The organism is Candidatus Rickettsia barbarica, from assembly GCF_041477405.1.
GTDB lineage: Bacteria > Pseudomonadota > Alphaproteobacteria > Rickettsiales > Rickettsiaceae > Rickettsia > Rickettsia rickettsii.
The window spans coordinates 80572-96148 of the sequence record NZ_JBEWYL010000002.1; the positions used below are offsets into that span (position 1 = coordinate 80572).

Genomic DNA, 15577 nt, shown 5'->3' on the forward strand with positions numbered 1-15577 from the left:
TCCTAATTCTATAATCTGTATATATAGTAACTCAGATTTAAAGCCTATAAAACAATTATTTCACTATCCAATCTCAGCTTGGACTCTGGAATTTTTAGAAAAGCTAGGTTTGCAATCCCAAGATATATTAAAACAATTGCTGCAAACTAGAGATGCATTTTAAACATAGCGAAGAGAAACACTAAATTAAATAATACTGTAACAGAGCTAAATAATGCTTTAGAAGAAATAAAACTTTAAAAATAAACTAATTATTAGTGAAGAAGAAAAATCTATTTTGCTAAAGCTCTATAGAAAATTTAAACAATAAAACTAGCATTTTATAAATTATTTTTAAAAGTTATGACAACTAGAAAAGATAAACCTCTAAATATTTATCATACTTTAGTTTCCATTATTATACCTGTCTATAATGGGGCTAATTATATGAAAGAAGCTATAAATAGTGCTTTAGCACAAACTTACAAAAATATTGAAATTATTGTTGTTAATGATGGTTCAAAAGATAATGGAGAGACAGAACGTGTAGCATTATCATATGGTGATAAAATACGCTATTTTCATAAAGAAAACGGAGGTTGCGGTTCGGCCTTAAATTACGGTATAAAAAACATGCAAGGGGAATATTTTTCGTGGCTTAGCCATGATGATATATATTATCCTAATAAAATCGAGCATCAAGTTGACATATTAAATAAATTAGATAATAAAGATACTATCATTTACGGTGGTTATGAATTAATCGATGAAAAAGGCAACTCTCTACGTTATATTAAACCGGATAGTGTGCTACCTATAAATAAACTTAATATTTCTTTATTACCTTTATTACGAGGATTAATACATGGTTGTTCGTTATTGATGCCTGCTAAATATTTTCATGAAGTCGGTATATTTAATGAGGCTTTACCGACAACGCAAGATTATGATTTATGGTTTAAAATTTTCCGTGTTGCCCCTATTCATTTTGACGAATCTATCCTAATTAAATCTCGTTTTCATTCAGAGCAAGGTAGTAAAAAAATATCAAATCATAACGAAGAATGTAATGTATTATGGTCATCGTTTCTTCACGAGTTAACAGAAGAAGAAATGATCAAAATGGAAGGTTCTTCTTATTTATTTTTAACTCGTACAGCTACTTTTTTATCCAATAATACTCCGTATAAAAAAGCCTGTGATTTAGCAAATACTATGGCTAAACAAGTACTAAATGATACTAAAGTTAGTATTATTATACCGGTATATAATAGAATAAATTGGGCAATTGAAGCTATAGAAAGTGTACTTATTCAAACACACAAAAATTTTGAGATACTTATAATAGATGATGGGTCGACTGATGATATATCAGAATTAACTGCAATATGCAAAAAAGATAAAAGAATAAAATATTTTCATAAAAAAAATGAAGGACCTGCTGCTGCACGTAACTTAGGTATTAAAAATGCTATAGGAAAATATATTGCTTTCCTTGATTCGGACGATTTATTTTATAAGGATAAAATAGAAATCCAATTAAAGTTTATGGAAGAAAATAATTTTATATTTTCTCATACTTCATATCAAAAAATAAATGAAAAAGGAAAATATATCGAATCTGTTCATTCCGGGCTTTTTAGTGGCAATGTTTTTCCTCAAGTCATACAAACTTGTCCAATAGCAATGCCGACAGTTATGGGAACTTTGACATTATTTCAAGAAAATTTATTTCCTGAAAATATAAGAAGCGGTGAAGATTGTTGTTTATGGATATCTATTGCTAGTAAAAACTCAATAGGCGGTATAGACAAAGAATTGTCTAAAGTACGAATTAGCGGTGGTACTAATACGTTTATGGACCCAAATAAATATTCAGTAGGTTTAATAAATATTACTTCTTATGTTCTTAATGATTCTTATTTAAGTAAATTTAGTCCGTTTACTATTAATTTGTTATTAGCAGCTGTTACACAATTAAGATTACTAGAAAATAAAAATAAAGACTATAAAAAAAGTAATATTTCTTTTTTCAAAAATAATTATGTAATTCAAAAAATACGAACCTATTGCTTTGTGACAAAAATTTTGATTTTATTAACTATTACTTCTATAAGGCAAGAAGGAATACGTGCAACAATCTTTAGAATACAGAGATGGCTTAAAAAGCATATATAAATAACTATTCCTCACGTATCTTAACTTTTGAGCCATCACCAATTTTAGTCATACCTTCGGTAACGACTAAGTCACCTGCTTTAATATCGTCAGAGATAATTTCAATTAGACCTTCTGTACGTGTACCGATTTTTACATATAATTGTTTTATCGTATAACCTTCTATTTTATAAATAAAAGTACCTTGATTATTTCGTTGAATACAACTTTCAGGAACGGTTAGGTTTTTATGAGGGTTAATTATAAGCATAACATCTACAAAGCTATTATGCAGGATTTTTGTACCCATAGGTAAAATAATTTTAGCTGTTAAAGTACCATTGTCTGATAAGTAATGCGATACTGCCCCGATTGTACTTTTAATTTTTCCTGCAATTAAAACTTCAGTATCGACGCCAACTTTTCTGCTTAAAGACTCCGGCAATTCAATAAAAATACCTTGTGAATTTTCTGTTCCGGTAATGCTAAAAAGATAGTCACCTATTTTTACTTCATCGCCGACCATAGACTTAATTACGCCTATTTTACCAGAGTAGGGTGCAGTAATTATCATATCATTATATGTTTTTAGAGCTTTGGAATAATTAAATTTTGCATCTTCAAGTTCGCTTTTTGACCTGTTATATTCCTCGTTGCTTACAAATTTTTTAGCGAATAAAGTTTCTTTTCTATTATAATCTTCTTGTTTTGTATTTAATAACGCTGCTGCTCTAGATTTAGTGGTTTCTGCTATGTTTTTATCTATAACTAGCAATATATCCCCTTTTTTTACTATTTCTCCTTGATGTGCTGAGACTTGTTCAACTACTCCGGTGGCATTGGCATAATAATCACGACTATTATCATTCTGGCATTGCCCTACAATATTAAATATGTCGTAAAGCTCAGCAATTTGTACTTTAGTTGCTTTTACTGCTGTAATTTTTTCTTCTTCCTTTTTACTTGCCATAGTAGAAAACGAGATAAGTAAGGTAAAAAGAACAATAAGTTTTGCAGACATCATATATTATACTCTAAGGTGCATACTTTGTCATCTAGTAGTTTGTCCACGGCATCTAGGAAAAGCAACTAAAGTGTATGTTGTTGTGACATTTTTAGCTGGATACTGTGGACAAGCTACTAGATGACAAAGTATGCTTTTTCAGTTCCTCATCCGTTAACCATTTATATTCTTTTTCTAGAATTTCAAATCTAATTTTTTCTAATTGTGCATCAAGAACAGGTTCAGGAACGATAGCAGAACCGGTAAACTCAAATCCTTGATAGTTAATTTTTAGTTTCTTACAAATTTCTTGTAATGATAATAAATTTTCTTCTATATCATCGATAAATATTATTGATTGTGGATAATAACTTGTTTTTCGTAATACATACTCAAGCATGTTTCCTTTATCATATTCCGCAGTGTAAATTATTCCGTCTTGTAATGTAGGTTTACCGTAACCGGCATTAAAATCTTCTATTATTATCTCATCTTCTAAAGGTGAAAATTCTTGAAAATTTACCTTTAATTCAGTGAGTTCACGAATTCTCCATTCGATCATATCTTCAATTACGCCGAATTTACCGGTAGGAAGTTTAGTAAGACCCATTGCCGGTACATTTTTTTCTGTAAGTAGAGCAAATATCGTTAAGATATCTGGGTTAACAAATCTAGCTTTCCTATCTTTAAGAACAATACTAAGTAACAATTCACATTCTTTTCTAGTAAGTCTTTTTTCAATGTTCTTCATTAATTCTTTTCTATAATCATGTGTTAACCTAGATTCATCACTATCCATTACAATTACTTCATCTACATCAAAAAGCACCAAGCTAGTATTATCGGCTTGTTTTACCGCTTCTATAACTTCTTTAAAATCATGAACTTTATTTATGTTGCTATACATAGTTATTGTTTATTTAATCTTACTTAAGAGTCTAATTACTTCTTCTAAGGAATTTGTCATTACCTTTAAATCTTCTTCTCTAGATAAATTATGGTGACCGTCTTTAATTAGCTTCATTACTATTTGTTTGCTCGTTATTTTTTCTAATAATTTTACTGAAACATTATAAGGCACGTCTTCATCTAACATTCCATGAATGAGATGTACAGGTATATTTATATCAATCTGTTTCTGTGTCAATAATAAATGTTTTTTTGCATCTTCTATCAGTTTATAGCTTATAGGATATTTATGCTCACAATTTTTACCGCTTACTTCTAGTATTCCCTCTTTTTGCATCTTATTTTGATCATTTAGAGATATATTTTGCCAAATATTTTCAGTACAATCTGGAGCAGGGGCTACACACACAAGTCCCTTTATTTTATCAGGAAATCTTAAAGCCGCAAGAAGTGCTAGCCATCCTCCTATGCTCGAACCTACTAATATCGCCTCCGTATTAATTAATTTATCTAAAATTAGTGATACTCCTTCTAACCAATCACTAATTGTTTGATCCTTAAATTGTCCTGATGCGTTTCCATGGCCGAAATTATCAAAAACAATAAAATTATAATTGTTTTTTTTACAATAATCTATTAAATAGATAGCCTTAGTTGATTGCATACTAGACATCAAGCCGTGTAAAAAAATTACAGATGGAATATTTGTATTAATTATTCTATAATTATCATAGACAATAAATTTGTCTTGTGTTTTATTATAAAGTTTGTGCATTTTAAATAATTATTTTAATAGATTGAGATTTAATGTCTTCATTAAAGTCAAGTAAACGATACAATAAATATACTATTTTGCAAGTAGTACCTGCTCTAGTTTCGGGAGGGGTTGAAAGAGGTACTATAGAAGTTGCAAAATATCTTAAAATTCTCGGTCATACTCCTATCATAATGTCAGCAGGCGGTACTCTAGTTAAAGAGTTAGATAAGGAAGATATATTGCATATTGAAATGAATAGTAACAGTAAAAATCCTTTTGTAATTCTGAATAATGCAAAATTGATAGCAGAAATAATCAAAAAATATAATGTTGATATAGTTCATACAAGATCAAGAGCACCGGCGTGGAGTTCATATCTAGCAACAAAATGGACAAATGCTAAATTTTTGACTACCTTTCATGGGGTTTATAATATTCCGAATAGTTTTAAAAAATATTATAATAGCATAATGCTAAAAGGCAAGAAAGTTGTTGCCGTGTCTAATTTTGTAAAACAACACTTGCTCGAAAACTATAAAATTGATGAAGATAAAATAGTAGTAATTGAGCGTGGAGTGAATTGTGATTATTTCGATCCCGCAAATTTAACGCCGGAAAAACTTGAAAAATGTTGTGATAAATATGATGTACCGAGTAACGTGCCGATAATATTAATGCCTTCTAGAATGACAAGTTGGAAAGGACATCTTGTTCTAGTAGAAGCATTAAGTACATTAAAACATAGAGACTTTTATTGTTTAATGGTCGGTGATGTATCTAGACATCCCAATTTTACTAATAGAGTAAAAGAGCTTATAGCTAATTTAAAACTTCAAAATAAAATTCAAATTTTTGGTAATGATTCGGATATAATAAACCTATATGGGATTTCCGATATTATCATTTCTGCCTCAATTGAGCCTGAAGCTTTCGGGCGTACTATTATAGAAGGGCAGGCGATGAAGAAGCTTGTTATTGCAACTAATATCGGTGGGGCAGTAGAGACAATAAATAATAATATAACCGGTTTCCACGTAGAACCAAATAATGCCGAAGCGTTAGCACAGAAAATCGATTATTGTTTCTCGATTTTAGGTACTGATCTTGCTAAGAAAATCCAAGAAGCGGCAAGACATACGGTAATTAATAATTTCTCTCTTGATCTGATGCTAAGAAAAAACCTTGAAATCTATAAAGAAATCTTAAAAGACTCCCATAATTGAACATCTAGATTTAGTATATACTCATGATAAATGAAAAGTAGTCAAGTATATAGGGTTGAATAGAATAGCTATTCTCCTAATAAGTTTATTTCAGCATACAAATCTGCAAGATTTATACTGATCATAAAAATTATTATAGTCATGAGATTTACCATCATGATGCACTACAAGCATTAAAGTTTCCGGTAAAAATTCTTTTAAAGCTTGTTATGCATTTTCTATAGATATTTTATCAAGATTAGCAAATACCTCGTCTAAAATTAATATTTTAGGGTTTGAAATTATAGCTTTAATGATTCCAATTTTTTCTTTTGACTGCTGCCACTTGGTGCATTTATTACATCATAATTTTTATCACTTAAGTGCTTAATTAATGTACCTAGATCTTATTTTATAAGTAGTGTGTTAATTTTTTCTTCTAATAATTGCTTATTACTTTTAATGATTGATTGATCAAGGTCGGAGGTTATTATTTCAAATAAAGTAGATTAAACCGGTATGTAACTATTATGATCAATGAATATTACTTTTGGATTTTGATAATGGGTAGGTATGGAAATTGCACCAACGCTATGGCATGGATCAGCAATACAATTGACTAAACTCTTTAAAAAAGTAGTGTTGCCTTTTCCTGAGGAAGCTGAAAGAAGATCATGTGCTCCTAGTTTGAATACTAATTTTTCAAAACTCAAAATAGTTCTTTCTTCTATAATGAGGTTATAATCAGAAGTTACAAGTTCATCGTTTGTATCATTAGTAGACCATGTTATTCCTTTTTTATTCTCAGAAGAAATTGCCTCTATTAATTTTGTAATTCTCACTTGTTATCTAACTGCTCCACTAAAGATTATTTTTAATGAGGAACTTGTTAAGAATGATTTTAAGGTTTCAAGCCAAGGATTAAGTAGTAGAGCTTGCTCAGGCGTAATCTCTCCATTTTTTACTTTATAAATATAGTAAAGTGATTTTATGAATTTATCGGAGATATCTAGTATAGTAGTTATAGTATTTTTTGTGTTATCTAAAAACAACATTTTCTTTGATATTTCTTTTTTAGCTTTAAGTTGCTTGGCATATTGATTTTGTACAAATTGAGCAGAATCAGTTAACAAGATATTTGAAGTATTAGAGGATATATTTCTTACTATAGAAGCTGTATTTTCGTTAATTTCCTCTGGCTTCTTGCCTGTAAGAAATATTCAGTTGATATAATATATTTAAAAATCTTTCCTTAATATTTTCAAACGCATTAAATATAATGGCTCCTGGAACTAAATTCATTATATCTTGCAATGCAATAAGCTGTATAATTTTTTGAGTGGTTAAATTCCCTAATTGTAAAATTCCAATAGTGAAAGTATTATTAAGATCATTAAATAAATTATTAGTAATAGCTTCTATATCCTTTAATCCTAAGATTTTACGTGTATATTCTTCGTTTAGTAACAGTTCTAAAGTTTTTTGTTCGATTAAATCTTGAGTATTTTGTGTTAAAGAAACTTTATATGATTGGAATAGTGTGCTTATTATATTTTTTCCACACCATAAAATACTGATTTTTGCTCCTTGAGAAACAAGAGGCCCTATATCAGCATTAGGGTCCTGTATGAGTAAGGTTAATGCAATTAATGATTGCCATCATTTCCGGTATAGTTAATAAAACTACTATTTATGTATGCTTCAATTAAATCTAAAACCCTTGGGTTACATCTTTAATTTCATTTTTTGAATCATTTTTAAAATTGTTAGAAAGTATATTAGGATAAATTACCCTAATATTAGGAGTTAAGTTTATCTGAATTTCTTTTAAATTTTCCTGATAATTTAAGAAATCAGTCCCATAATATGCTAAGCCTACTATTGCATCTGTAGAAGTTAAATAAATTGGTACTGAATAATTAGGAAAAGTTGTGATGAGATTTGTAGTAATAGGGTAGATTAAATTTCCTTTAAATGTGGCAGAAGTAAGATAATGTTTCTGAAAATACCCTTCGGTTATTAAGATTTCATCAGCAAGAGTTGCCGAAACAAAAAGACTGCTTCCTGTTGTCCCATTTACAATAAAACCAATTATACCGCTAATTATTAAATGCGTTCCATATGCTAACTTTTTGGAAAAGGTAGAAGTAGCTATTATTTTTATTAAAAATAGATATCGTTATTGTGAGTGGGCGTTGTTGTGTGTATCGAAAAAGGCACTCGGTGTTATACCGTGGTCAAACCACGGTATCCAAAAACAACTGAAAAACTGATCCACGCAGCAATTACCTTTTGAGCGATTGAAAGTAGCGTGGCACTTCATAAAAATAATAAAAAAATACTAAAAATTAGCATTTTTATACTTCCTTGCTTCGTCAAAAATTACAGTTTTTTCTTAGCTCAGACGTTAAATTTTTAACTAATCTATCTTTAATAAAAGCTGCCGAATTAGGTGATAAGTTGTATTATAGTATAAAGAAAAAATGTAGGTGTAGGGAAGAAAGTAAAAAGGCAGCTAAATAAAACCTGCCTTTTTATAATTATTAACGAGAATATAACTCGATTACTAAATGCACTTCTGCTTCAAAAGGATATGGGACATCAGAAAGAGCAGGAACTCTTAAATATTTACCGGTTAATGAAGGTACATCAAATGATAAATATCCCGGTGTTGTTTGACCTTGTTTTGAAACGGATTCTTGGATAAGCGGTATTTGTTTTACGGATTCTTTAACTTCTATAACATCGCCTGCCTTTAGTCGTATGCTTGCGATATCGGCTTTCTTACCATTTAGTTTAATATGTCCGTGTGAAACTAACTGTCTTGCAGCAAAAATAGTTGGAGCTATATTCATTCTATAAACTACCGTATCAAGTCTACTTTCAAGTAACCCAATGAAATTTTCACCGGTATTACCTTTCATTTTTTGAGCAAGTGCAAAAATATTTCTAAATTGTTTTTCAGTGACACGACCGTAGTGGCATTTCAATCTTTGCTTAGCTTTTAAATGTAAACCATAATCTGAAGTTTTAATCATGGTATTCTGCCCATGTTGCCCGGGACGATAATTTCGTGTATTGAAAGCATCCTTGCTATCGCCCCATAGACTTACTCCAAGTCTTCTACTAGCTTTATATTTAGAACGAACAATTTTTGTCACTGATAATATCCTTAACTTATTATTTATTATTTGAATTACAAAAAAATATATACATTTCTTGCATCAAAGTCAATCATTGATTTTTAACCTAAAACTTTTTATATTTAATTAAAAAATATTTCATATGAGTTCCTTAATAAGACCAATCAATTTAGGTAAAATCAATCATTCACAAAGTACTGTTAAAGACTATATTTTACTTATGAAGCCGCGTGTAATGTCGCTTGTGATTTTTACGGGTTTTGTAGGTATGTGGCTTGCTCCTTATTCCGTGCATCCGTTTATTGCTGGTATTGCAGTTGTTTGCATAGCGCTTGGGGCAGGTAGTGCGGGGGCAATTAATATGTGGTACGATAGAGACATCGATAGCTTAATGAAACGTACCCAAAAAAGACCGATAGTAAGAGGAGTTATAGAATCTGATGAAGCTTTATCTTTTGGTTTGATAACGGGATTTTTTGCAGTATTTTTTATGGCTTTATGTGTTAATCTACTTGCATCCTTTTTATTGCTATTCACTATTTTTTATTATATCTGTATTTATACTATTTGGTTAAAGCGTCGTTCTATACAAAATATCGTTATTGGCGGAGTATCGGGAGCATTACCTCCTGTGATAGGTTATGCAGCGGTAAGCAATACTATATCTCTAGAGTCGATTATATTATTTTTGATTATTTTTATTTGGACGCCGCCGCATTCATGGGCTCTTGCTTTATTCTGTAACGATGACTATAAAAACTGTAAAGTACCGATGATGCCTGCAGTAAAGGGGACTTTATATACTAAAAAACAAATTCTAATTTACAGTATTCTTTTATTTATTGTTTCGCTAATGCCTTTTTTTATTGGAATGAATAATTTTATATATTTAATAATTTCTGGTATCCTTGGGGTAGTATTTCTATATTATGCCGGTTCTTTATTCTATGACACCCCTGATAACAAACAAGCTAAACGATTTTTTGCCTATTCGATATTTTACTTGTTTTTTATATTTTTACTTTTGTACTCAACTAACACTATATCCACTATTAGCTGAGAGATAATAGTGTTGGGTTACTTTTATAGAAGCTAAAATTGAAACCCAACGTGAAGAAACATATCATAAGTGTATTTTCATGCAAGTGATTTTTTATTTATAACTGTAATTTTTAAATTTTATGCTTTTGTTTCGTAATGTTGATAAGTAGGAAGAGTTAGAATATATATCGTATTTTATTCCATGGGCGCAACCTGTCATGCAACACACTCCATCGTTGGATAAAACTACTCTTAATACCGGCTTTATAACGTACCGCCTTGCCTCCATATTTGCTTACTTTATTTTCCTGTATAATTTGGTTGCCAAATTAAAGCTTCACTCTCTAATCTATTTGAGGCAATATTTCTTTCATGCTGCTTATCATTATGCGTTAAAAATATGCATTCCGCTTTTATAAACGGTTTATAGTGGTTGTTTTTATGTATTGAGCTAAATCTTCAAATAACTTTGCATATTCGGTAAGCCAGCCTTCATAAGCAATAATAGGAGCAAAGTTTATATGAACTTCGTAACCTGCTTCAATAAAAATATTCACCGCGTTTATTCTCTCGATAATTGAACTCGTTTTTGGCTCTAATATCTCACGCATTCTTGTCGGTATCAAACTAAATCTAATCCTTATTTTGTTTTCAGGATTAAAATTAAGTAACTTAGGATTGACATATTTAGTAGCAACAGTTGCTTTAGCACGTGGATCTTCTTTAAAGAAATTAAATATCTTTAACCAATTAGTGTGTTTCCAATGCAAACTTACATCGGTAGAACAACCTATATCATATGTCCAATATTTAGAATCTGTTTGATTGGAAATTTTAGTCGGTAAATTTGCTATATGTTTATCCAATACGTCAAGTATTTGATCTATATTTTCATTGATATATAATGTCTCATAGTTATGATGCATAACATAACAATAACTATTTCTACAACCTCCGGCACAGCCATACATGAAGTTAGGCGTTATGTAATCAGCTGATCTTCCATTAGGACGTACGTGCAAAGTTTTCGTATTTTGTACTATTTTCTTAATCATACGATTTTAAATTAAAGTTTATTTAAACTACTTACTTAGCTTTACAAACTTCAGATTTATTTACTTACATTGAAATTGTGGTTATAAATTATTAATTACAAATATATCATAAGTTATGGAAAAACCAAGCTATCTAAATTTTGATAATAAAAGTTATAAATGGAAAAATGATATTGAGTATCGTAAATGCCCGGAAAGCTATAGAGTAGGTAAAGGGGAGCAAGGAGTATGCATTTGTCAACCATATAAAAATGAAATTTTGCCTTATTGGAAGTTTAAAACTTCTGAAATTGCTAAAGCAAGTAGTGAAAAAATATCTTGATCTTCATAACAGATATCCAATATCAAGAAGAAAAAGACAATCTACGAAGATTCGTTGAAACTGATCCTGAAGAACTTTCAAATTTTATTGAAACTTATGATAAAACTGAAAAATATAACAATAGAGAAGCTGAAATTTTTCATAGTTTAAGTTCTATTTTAATGGAAAAACAACAAGATAATGAGATTAAATAATTAAAGCAAGCTATTGAACTACTAGATCCAAGTAAAGCATACTCTCACGAAGAGTTTTTTAATAAATTACATAAAATAAATCCGGAGGAAGCACTCGCTTCTATCAAAAGAGCTATAGGGTTAAATCCAAATAAAAAATCATTATATGAAGACCTTATTATTTTGTTGAAAAAGGAAAATTATGATGAAGAAGCAGCAAAAATTACTAAAGTAATTCAAGATTTCCCTAAAAACATACCTAATTTGGTATTAGAGACTGAGGAAACAAAGGATTTGTATCTCATTAGGTTTGGTACAGGAATAACTGTATCAAAACGTGGGTATTTATGAGTTTTGCACTGTCATCTAGTTGCTTGCTAACTAAGTCTAGAAAAAATAACTTCAACATTGTTACTACACTATATTATATGTTTTGCTGGATGATGACATAGAGAGGAATAATAAGTCACACAACATTCATGACGGTCACATTAAAACAGTTTTTTCAATCCTTTTTGTAGAAGCTTATTCACAGGATCTGCTTGTTGGTTTTCCTGTGGAGGGCTGTTTTGTTCCTCTGTATTTGTATCCTTTTTCTTTCTGAGACTCAAAGCATCTTTAATAATATTTTCAGGTTTCTTCTCTCCGCTTTTTAAGTCTTTAATAACGCTATTAAATACGTTTTTAACTAAATATGTTTGAAAGGCTTGAACGTCTAATTTATGCTGCGGATTATTTATGAATCCGTATAATTTAACGGCTATAGGCGGTAAATCCGCAATAGTAACGCTTGCACTAACATCCATCATATATTGTGGTAAGTTAATTTGACCGCTTGCATTTGTTGTGGCAGGTGAAGCATCTAAACTACATTCATTTAAATTAAGCTTGCCTTGCGTTATATTTCCTCTGGCAATTAAATTTTTGAAAGATGTGGATCCGCCACTAAAGGAGCTGTTAATAAGTCGCAATACTCCTTCGGTATTTTTAGCATGATTTACCGCATCTGTGATTCGGTTTAAATCAAATCCGCTTATTTCCCCGTTATCGCTATTTACGTTAAATTGTCCATTTAGATTATTAACATATGTATAAACGCTATTACCGTGAGAAGTAAGATCGGCTTTAAAGCTTAGTCGCCCATCAGTTATTTTTATTTTATCCGATTGCGGAGTGAAACTTTTGAGATAGGCATTTTTTAAATCGATTTTAATTGCAGCATTTTGATCTTTGGCTGAACTCACATAACCGGTGCTACTTAGTTCGCCACCGTAAATGCTTGCATTAACTGAAGTAATATTCAGCGTGCCGCCGGTGATATTTAATTTTGCTTTTAAATTATTTATGATTAATGAGTTGTTAGTTAATTTATCAATATTTGTGGATAATTGCCCTTCAATTTCATTTAAAAACCCTAAATTAATAGGATTATTTGACCAAGGAGAATTATTTTTAGCTGTAGGTATGTTTTGAGTAGCAGGACTATTAGTTTTATTGGGAGCAGGAGTAGGACTATTACTTGTAAGAATTTTATCCAAATTAACTAACGGACTATATAAGTTAAGATTAAAATTGGGCTTTTGAGTTTCTAAATTAATATCTCCTTTAATAGATATATTAGTATTAAAAGCGGATATTTTATTATTAATATGGAAAGTATCTTTAATTTTTTGCACTCCTCCGTTTAACTGCAATACTCCAATCTGACTTAAATTACTTACTCCCATAAGAGACATAAACGACTCAAAATTATTAATTTTTAGATTGTGCGCAATAGTTATATCTTGTGCTAAATTTTTAAGCTCAATATCTCCCGTTAGATTACTATTTGCAGCCGATAAATTAATATTTTGTAATTTTATTGCTTGAGAATTACTAATTACATTAGCAGTAAGTATAAGTTTTTGGTTAATAATAGGCGGTAATTTCTCGGTCTTTAGTTTTAGAGCATCAAGTATAGGTTTTAAACTATCAGCTTGTAGCATAATATTTGTCTTATCTAAATTAGAGCTAATCTCGGTTATAATGTTACCGGGATTGATACTAATATTTGATTTCAGGTTATTACGCTCTATATCATAATTTGCATTTGCTAGTAATTCTATATTTGGATAATTAAGTCTAGCATCTTTAATAGCTATATTTTTACTATCGGCAGTAATTGCCGTAGTTAGCTCGTAGTCATTTTGTAAATCAGCAGGCATACCTAAAGTTTTAGTATTACCTTTAATATTTGCGTTACCTATGAACGAATTATTTTCGCTATCAAATTTTCCTTCGATTTTAATTTTTTCACCGGCAAGATTAATATTGGCACTTAACGGAATTATTTTACCGATTTCTTCAATATTGCCGTCTATATTAATTTGCTGCTCCAAAGCCTTTAAAGCTAAAGTCAAATCTATAGGACCTTTAAGGCTTTTAATTTTAGTCTCTAAGTTAATATCGTTAAATATTTTCTCACTGTTTTTTTCTATATATATTACTTTGCCGTCTATAATTTTAAAATAACTAATCAAAATAGGAAGTGCTAATTCAGTTTTAGTATCGGTAGATTCTACAGAGCTAAGTTCATTTGTTTTGGATGCATTAGTATGTGTAGAAAATTGCCAATTTTTTTGTCCATTACTTAAAACTTCTAGATTTATAATCGGTTTTTGCAGTTTTATAGAAGCTACTTCAATTGCTCCTCTAAAAAGAGGAAAAAGTCGCAATGACGCTTTAGCACCTTCAACGGAAACTAGATGAGGTTCTTTTGTACCGTTTATTGATGATAATTTAATTTCTGAGAGTGATATTGCGGGATGCGGTAGTAAAGATAATTTTATGTCGCCGTTAATAGTTAAATCTCTATTTGTAGCCTCTTTAACTTTATCTATTACTATTCCTTTATAATTATTTAAAGGAATAAAGAAAGGAATAACAATTAATAATAATATTATACTTATAGATATAATAAGTGAGTATTTTAAAGTTTTAGGCATAGAGCTTAACCTTCTATTTATATACATAATATTAATTATAGTATTTAAGGATTAATTGTCAATTTTATATAATTTACTCAATTAAGGATTAAAATAATTATATTCATGTCATTCCCACGAGGCGTTGTTGCGTGGATCGGTTTTGCCGTCATTGCGAGTAGACATTGTTGCGTGGACCGGTAAAACCCACTGTGTCACCCCGTGGCTTGACCACGGGGGCCATAAAAACAATAAATACTAATAAATTTAGTATTTTTAACTGGATCCCGTGGTCACGCCACGGGATGAGACAGAGGTGAATAAGAATCGTAGGGTACTATAAAGAAATTGAAAACTACGGTAAATTATTCAAGCTTCTCTTTGATAATTTAAAATCACATAATCTTTAGTTATAATAGGAAAAAATTCTTTATTGAAAGGTAATAATTCGGTTGTTTGATCTGAAAATTCTATTTCAATTATGTCACCGGCACCAAAGTTAAGAATATTTTTAATTTTGCCTATTTCTTTATGATCTTGGTTTAATACCGGTAAATGAGTTAAATCTGCTATATAAAATTCATCTTCTTCTAGTTCCGGTAAACTTGCTCTTAAGCAAAATATTTTATAACCTTTTAAATTTTCAGCTTCATTTCGATTAGCTATATCATTAAATGTACAAATTAATTCTCCTTTGGCATTTTGGCTAATTAGCTTAATATGTATATTTGCTCCTGACTCATTTACTAAATTTCTTTCAAGTATTTTTGTAGCAGGGTCGGTAAAAGATTTTAACATTACATGACCTTTAATTCCATGACATGATTTTATTACACCGACTAAAATTAAATGTTCTAAAGAATTCATTAATTT

The 15577-nt window shown here is 30.1% G+C and carries 14 protein-coding genes; 5 read left to right on the top strand and 9 right to left on the bottom strand.

The features are described from left to right. Positions 1 to 342: 342 nt before the first annotated feature. Positions 343 to 2157 carry a glycosyltransferase family 2 protein gene (locus ABVF33_RS02940; RefSeq protein WP_499706205.1) on the top strand — a complete coding sequence of 605 codons (1815 nt, stop codon included), beginning with the start codon at positions 343 to 345 and terminating at the stop codon, positions 2155 to 2157. Between the two features lie 4 nt (positions 2158 to 2161). Here the strand turns inward: ABVF33_RS02940 and ABVF33_RS02945 are convergent, their stop codons facing one another. The 3 genes from ABVF33_RS02945 to ABVF33_RS02955 all read right to left on the bottom strand — a co-directional run bounded on the left by ABVF33_RS02945 (position 2162) and on the right by ABVF33_RS02955 (position 4823). Beyond that, complete coding sequence (locus ABVF33_RS02945) at positions 2162 to 3160, bottom strand: efflux RND transporter periplasmic adaptor subunit (RefSeq protein WP_499706206.1); 999 nt, start codon at positions 3158 to 3160, stop codon at positions 2162 to 2164. A gap of 91 nt (positions 3161 to 3251) precedes the next feature. Beyond that, positions 3252 to 4046: a DUF2608 domain-containing protein gene (locus ABVF33_RS02950; protein WP_499706207.1), complete on the bottom strand. Its 795-nt coding sequence runs from the start codon at positions 4044 to 4046 to the stop codon at positions 3252 to 3254. 9 nt (positions 4047 to 4055) lie between these two features. Next, positions 4056 to 4823 carry an alpha/beta hydrolase gene (locus ABVF33_RS02955; protein WP_499706208.1) on the bottom strand — a complete coding sequence of 256 codons (768 nt, stop codon included), beginning with the start codon at positions 4821 to 4823 and terminating at the stop codon, positions 4056 to 4058. A gap of 32 nt (positions 4824 to 4855) precedes the next feature. On the opposite strand from ABVF33_RS02955, the gene ABVF33_RS02960 reads away from it, so the two are divergent. Beyond that, positions 4856 to 6028 carry a glycosyltransferase family 4 protein gene (locus tag ABVF33_RS02960; protein ID WP_499706209.1) on the top strand — a complete coding sequence of 391 codons (1173 nt, stop codon included), beginning with the start codon at positions 4856 to 4858 and terminating at the stop codon, positions 6026 to 6028. A 488-nt stretch (positions 6029 to 6516) separates the two neighbouring features. Here ABVF33_RS02960 and ABVF33_RS02965 read toward each other — a convergent pair whose 3' ends face one another. From ABVF33_RS02965 to rpsD, 3 genes are all read right to left on the bottom strand, one after another. Continuing rightward, positions 6517 to 6849 carry a hypothetical protein gene (locus ABVF33_RS02965; protein WP_499706210.1) on the bottom strand — a complete coding sequence of 111 codons (333 nt, stop codon included), beginning with the start codon at positions 6847 to 6849 and terminating at the stop codon, positions 6517 to 6519. Between the two features lie 3 nt (positions 6850 to 6852). Next, the gene (locus ABVF33_RS02970; RefSeq protein WP_499706211.1) at positions 6853 to 7140 is read right to left on the bottom strand and encodes an ABC transporter ATP-binding protein; all 288 of its coding nucleotides are present in this window, start codon (positions 7138 to 7140) and stop codon (positions 6853 to 6855) included. Positions 7141 to 8550: 1410 nt separating this feature from the next. Then, complete coding sequence (gene rpsD, locus ABVF33_RS02975; protein WP_010977111.1) at positions 8551 to 9168, bottom strand: 30S ribosomal protein S4; 618 nt, start codon at positions 9166 to 9168, stop codon at positions 8551 to 8553. A gap of 124 nt (positions 9169 to 9292) precedes the next feature. Here rpsD and cyoE point away from each other — a divergent pair, with 124 nt between their 5' ends. After that, a complete protein-coding gene (cyoE, locus tag ABVF33_RS02980; RefSeq protein ID WP_499706212.1) occupies positions 9293 to 10210 on the top strand; it encodes a heme o synthase in 918 nt (305 codons plus the stop codon). A gap of 394 nt (positions 10211 to 10604) precedes the next feature. Here the strand turns inward: cyoE and ABVF33_RS02985 are convergent, their stop codons facing one another. Continuing rightward, positions 10605 to 11246, bottom strand: coding sequence for a spore photoproduct lyase family protein (locus ABVF33_RS02985; RefSeq protein WP_499706213.1), 642 nt, complete (start codon positions 11244 to 11246; stop codon positions 10605 to 10607). A 115-nt stretch (positions 11247 to 11361) separates the two neighbouring features. Between ABVF33_RS02985 and ABVF33_RS02990 the strand changes: the two genes are divergently transcribed. Together ABVF33_RS02990 and ABVF33_RS02995 are read left to right on the top strand one after the other, a co-directional pair. Beyond that, on the top strand, positions 11362 to 11568 hold the full coding sequence (locus ABVF33_RS02990; RefSeq protein ID WP_499706214.1) for a DUF4385 family protein: 207 nt from the start codon (positions 11362 to 11364) through the stop codon (positions 11566 to 11568). Next, positions 11565 to 11762, top strand: a complete 198-nt coding sequence (locus ABVF33_RS02995; protein ID WP_499706215.1) for a hypothetical protein — start codon at positions 11565 to 11567, stop codon at positions 11760 to 11762. Before ABVF33_RS02990 ends, ABVF33_RS02995 begins: the two co-directional genes overlap by 4 nt. A gap of 470 nt (positions 11763 to 12232) precedes the next feature. On the opposite strand, the gene ABVF33_RS03000 is transcribed toward ABVF33_RS02995, so the two are convergent. Together ABVF33_RS03000 and rimM are read right to left on the bottom strand one after the other, a co-directional pair. Continuing rightward, positions 12233 to 14725 (bottom strand): AsmA family protein, encoded by a 2493-nt coding sequence (locus tag ABVF33_RS03000; RefSeq protein ID WP_499706216.1) that lies wholly within the window; start codon positions 14723 to 14725, stop codon positions 12233 to 12235. Positions 14726 to 15073: 348 nt separating this feature from the next. Beyond that, positions 15074 to 15571, bottom strand: a complete 498-nt coding sequence (rimM, locus tag ABVF33_RS03005; protein ID WP_499706217.1) for a ribosome maturation factor RimM — start codon at positions 15569 to 15571, stop codon at positions 15074 to 15076. Between the last annotated feature and the right edge of the window lie 6 nt (positions 15572 to 15577).

Bases quoted from the DNA above. Each gene is read 5' to 3' on its own strand.
- ABVF33_RS02990 (WP_499706214.1), top strand. From the start codon at position 11,362: ATGGAAAAACCAAGCTATCTAAATTTTGATAATAAAAGTTATAAATGG.
- ABVF33_RS02940 (WP_499706205.1), top strand. From the start codon at position 343: ATGACAACTAGAAAAGATAAACCTCTAAATATTTATCATACTTTAGTT.
- ABVF33_RS03000 (WP_499706216.1), bottom strand. From the start codon at position 14,725: ATGCCTAAAACTTTAAAATACTCACTTATTATATCTATAAGTATAATA.
- ABVF33_RS02945 (WP_499706206.1), bottom strand. From the start codon at position 3,160: ATGATGTCTGCAAAACTTATTGTTCTTTTTACCTTACTTATCTCGTTT.
- rimM (WP_499706217.1), bottom strand. From the start codon at position 15,571: ATGAATTCTTTAGAACATTTAATTTTAGTCGGTGTAATAAAATCATGT.
- ABVF33_RS02960 (WP_499706209.1), top strand. From the start codon at position 4,856: ATGTCTTCATTAAAGTCAAGTAAACGATACAATAAATATACTATTTTG.
- cyoE (WP_499706212.1), top strand. From the start codon at position 9,293: ATGAGTTCCTTAATAAGACCAATCAATTTAGGTAAAATCAATCATTCA.
- ABVF33_RS02985 (WP_499706213.1), bottom strand. From the start codon at position 11,246: ATGATTAAGAAAATAGTACAAAATACGAAAACTTTGCACGTACGTCCT.
- ABVF33_RS02950 (WP_499706207.1), bottom strand. From the start codon at position 4,046: ATGTATAGCAACATAAATAAAGTTCATGATTTTAAAGAAGTTATAGAA.
- ABVF33_RS02955 (WP_499706208.1), bottom strand. From the start codon at position 4,823: ATGCACAAACTTTATAATAAAACACAAGACAAATTTATTGTCTATGAT.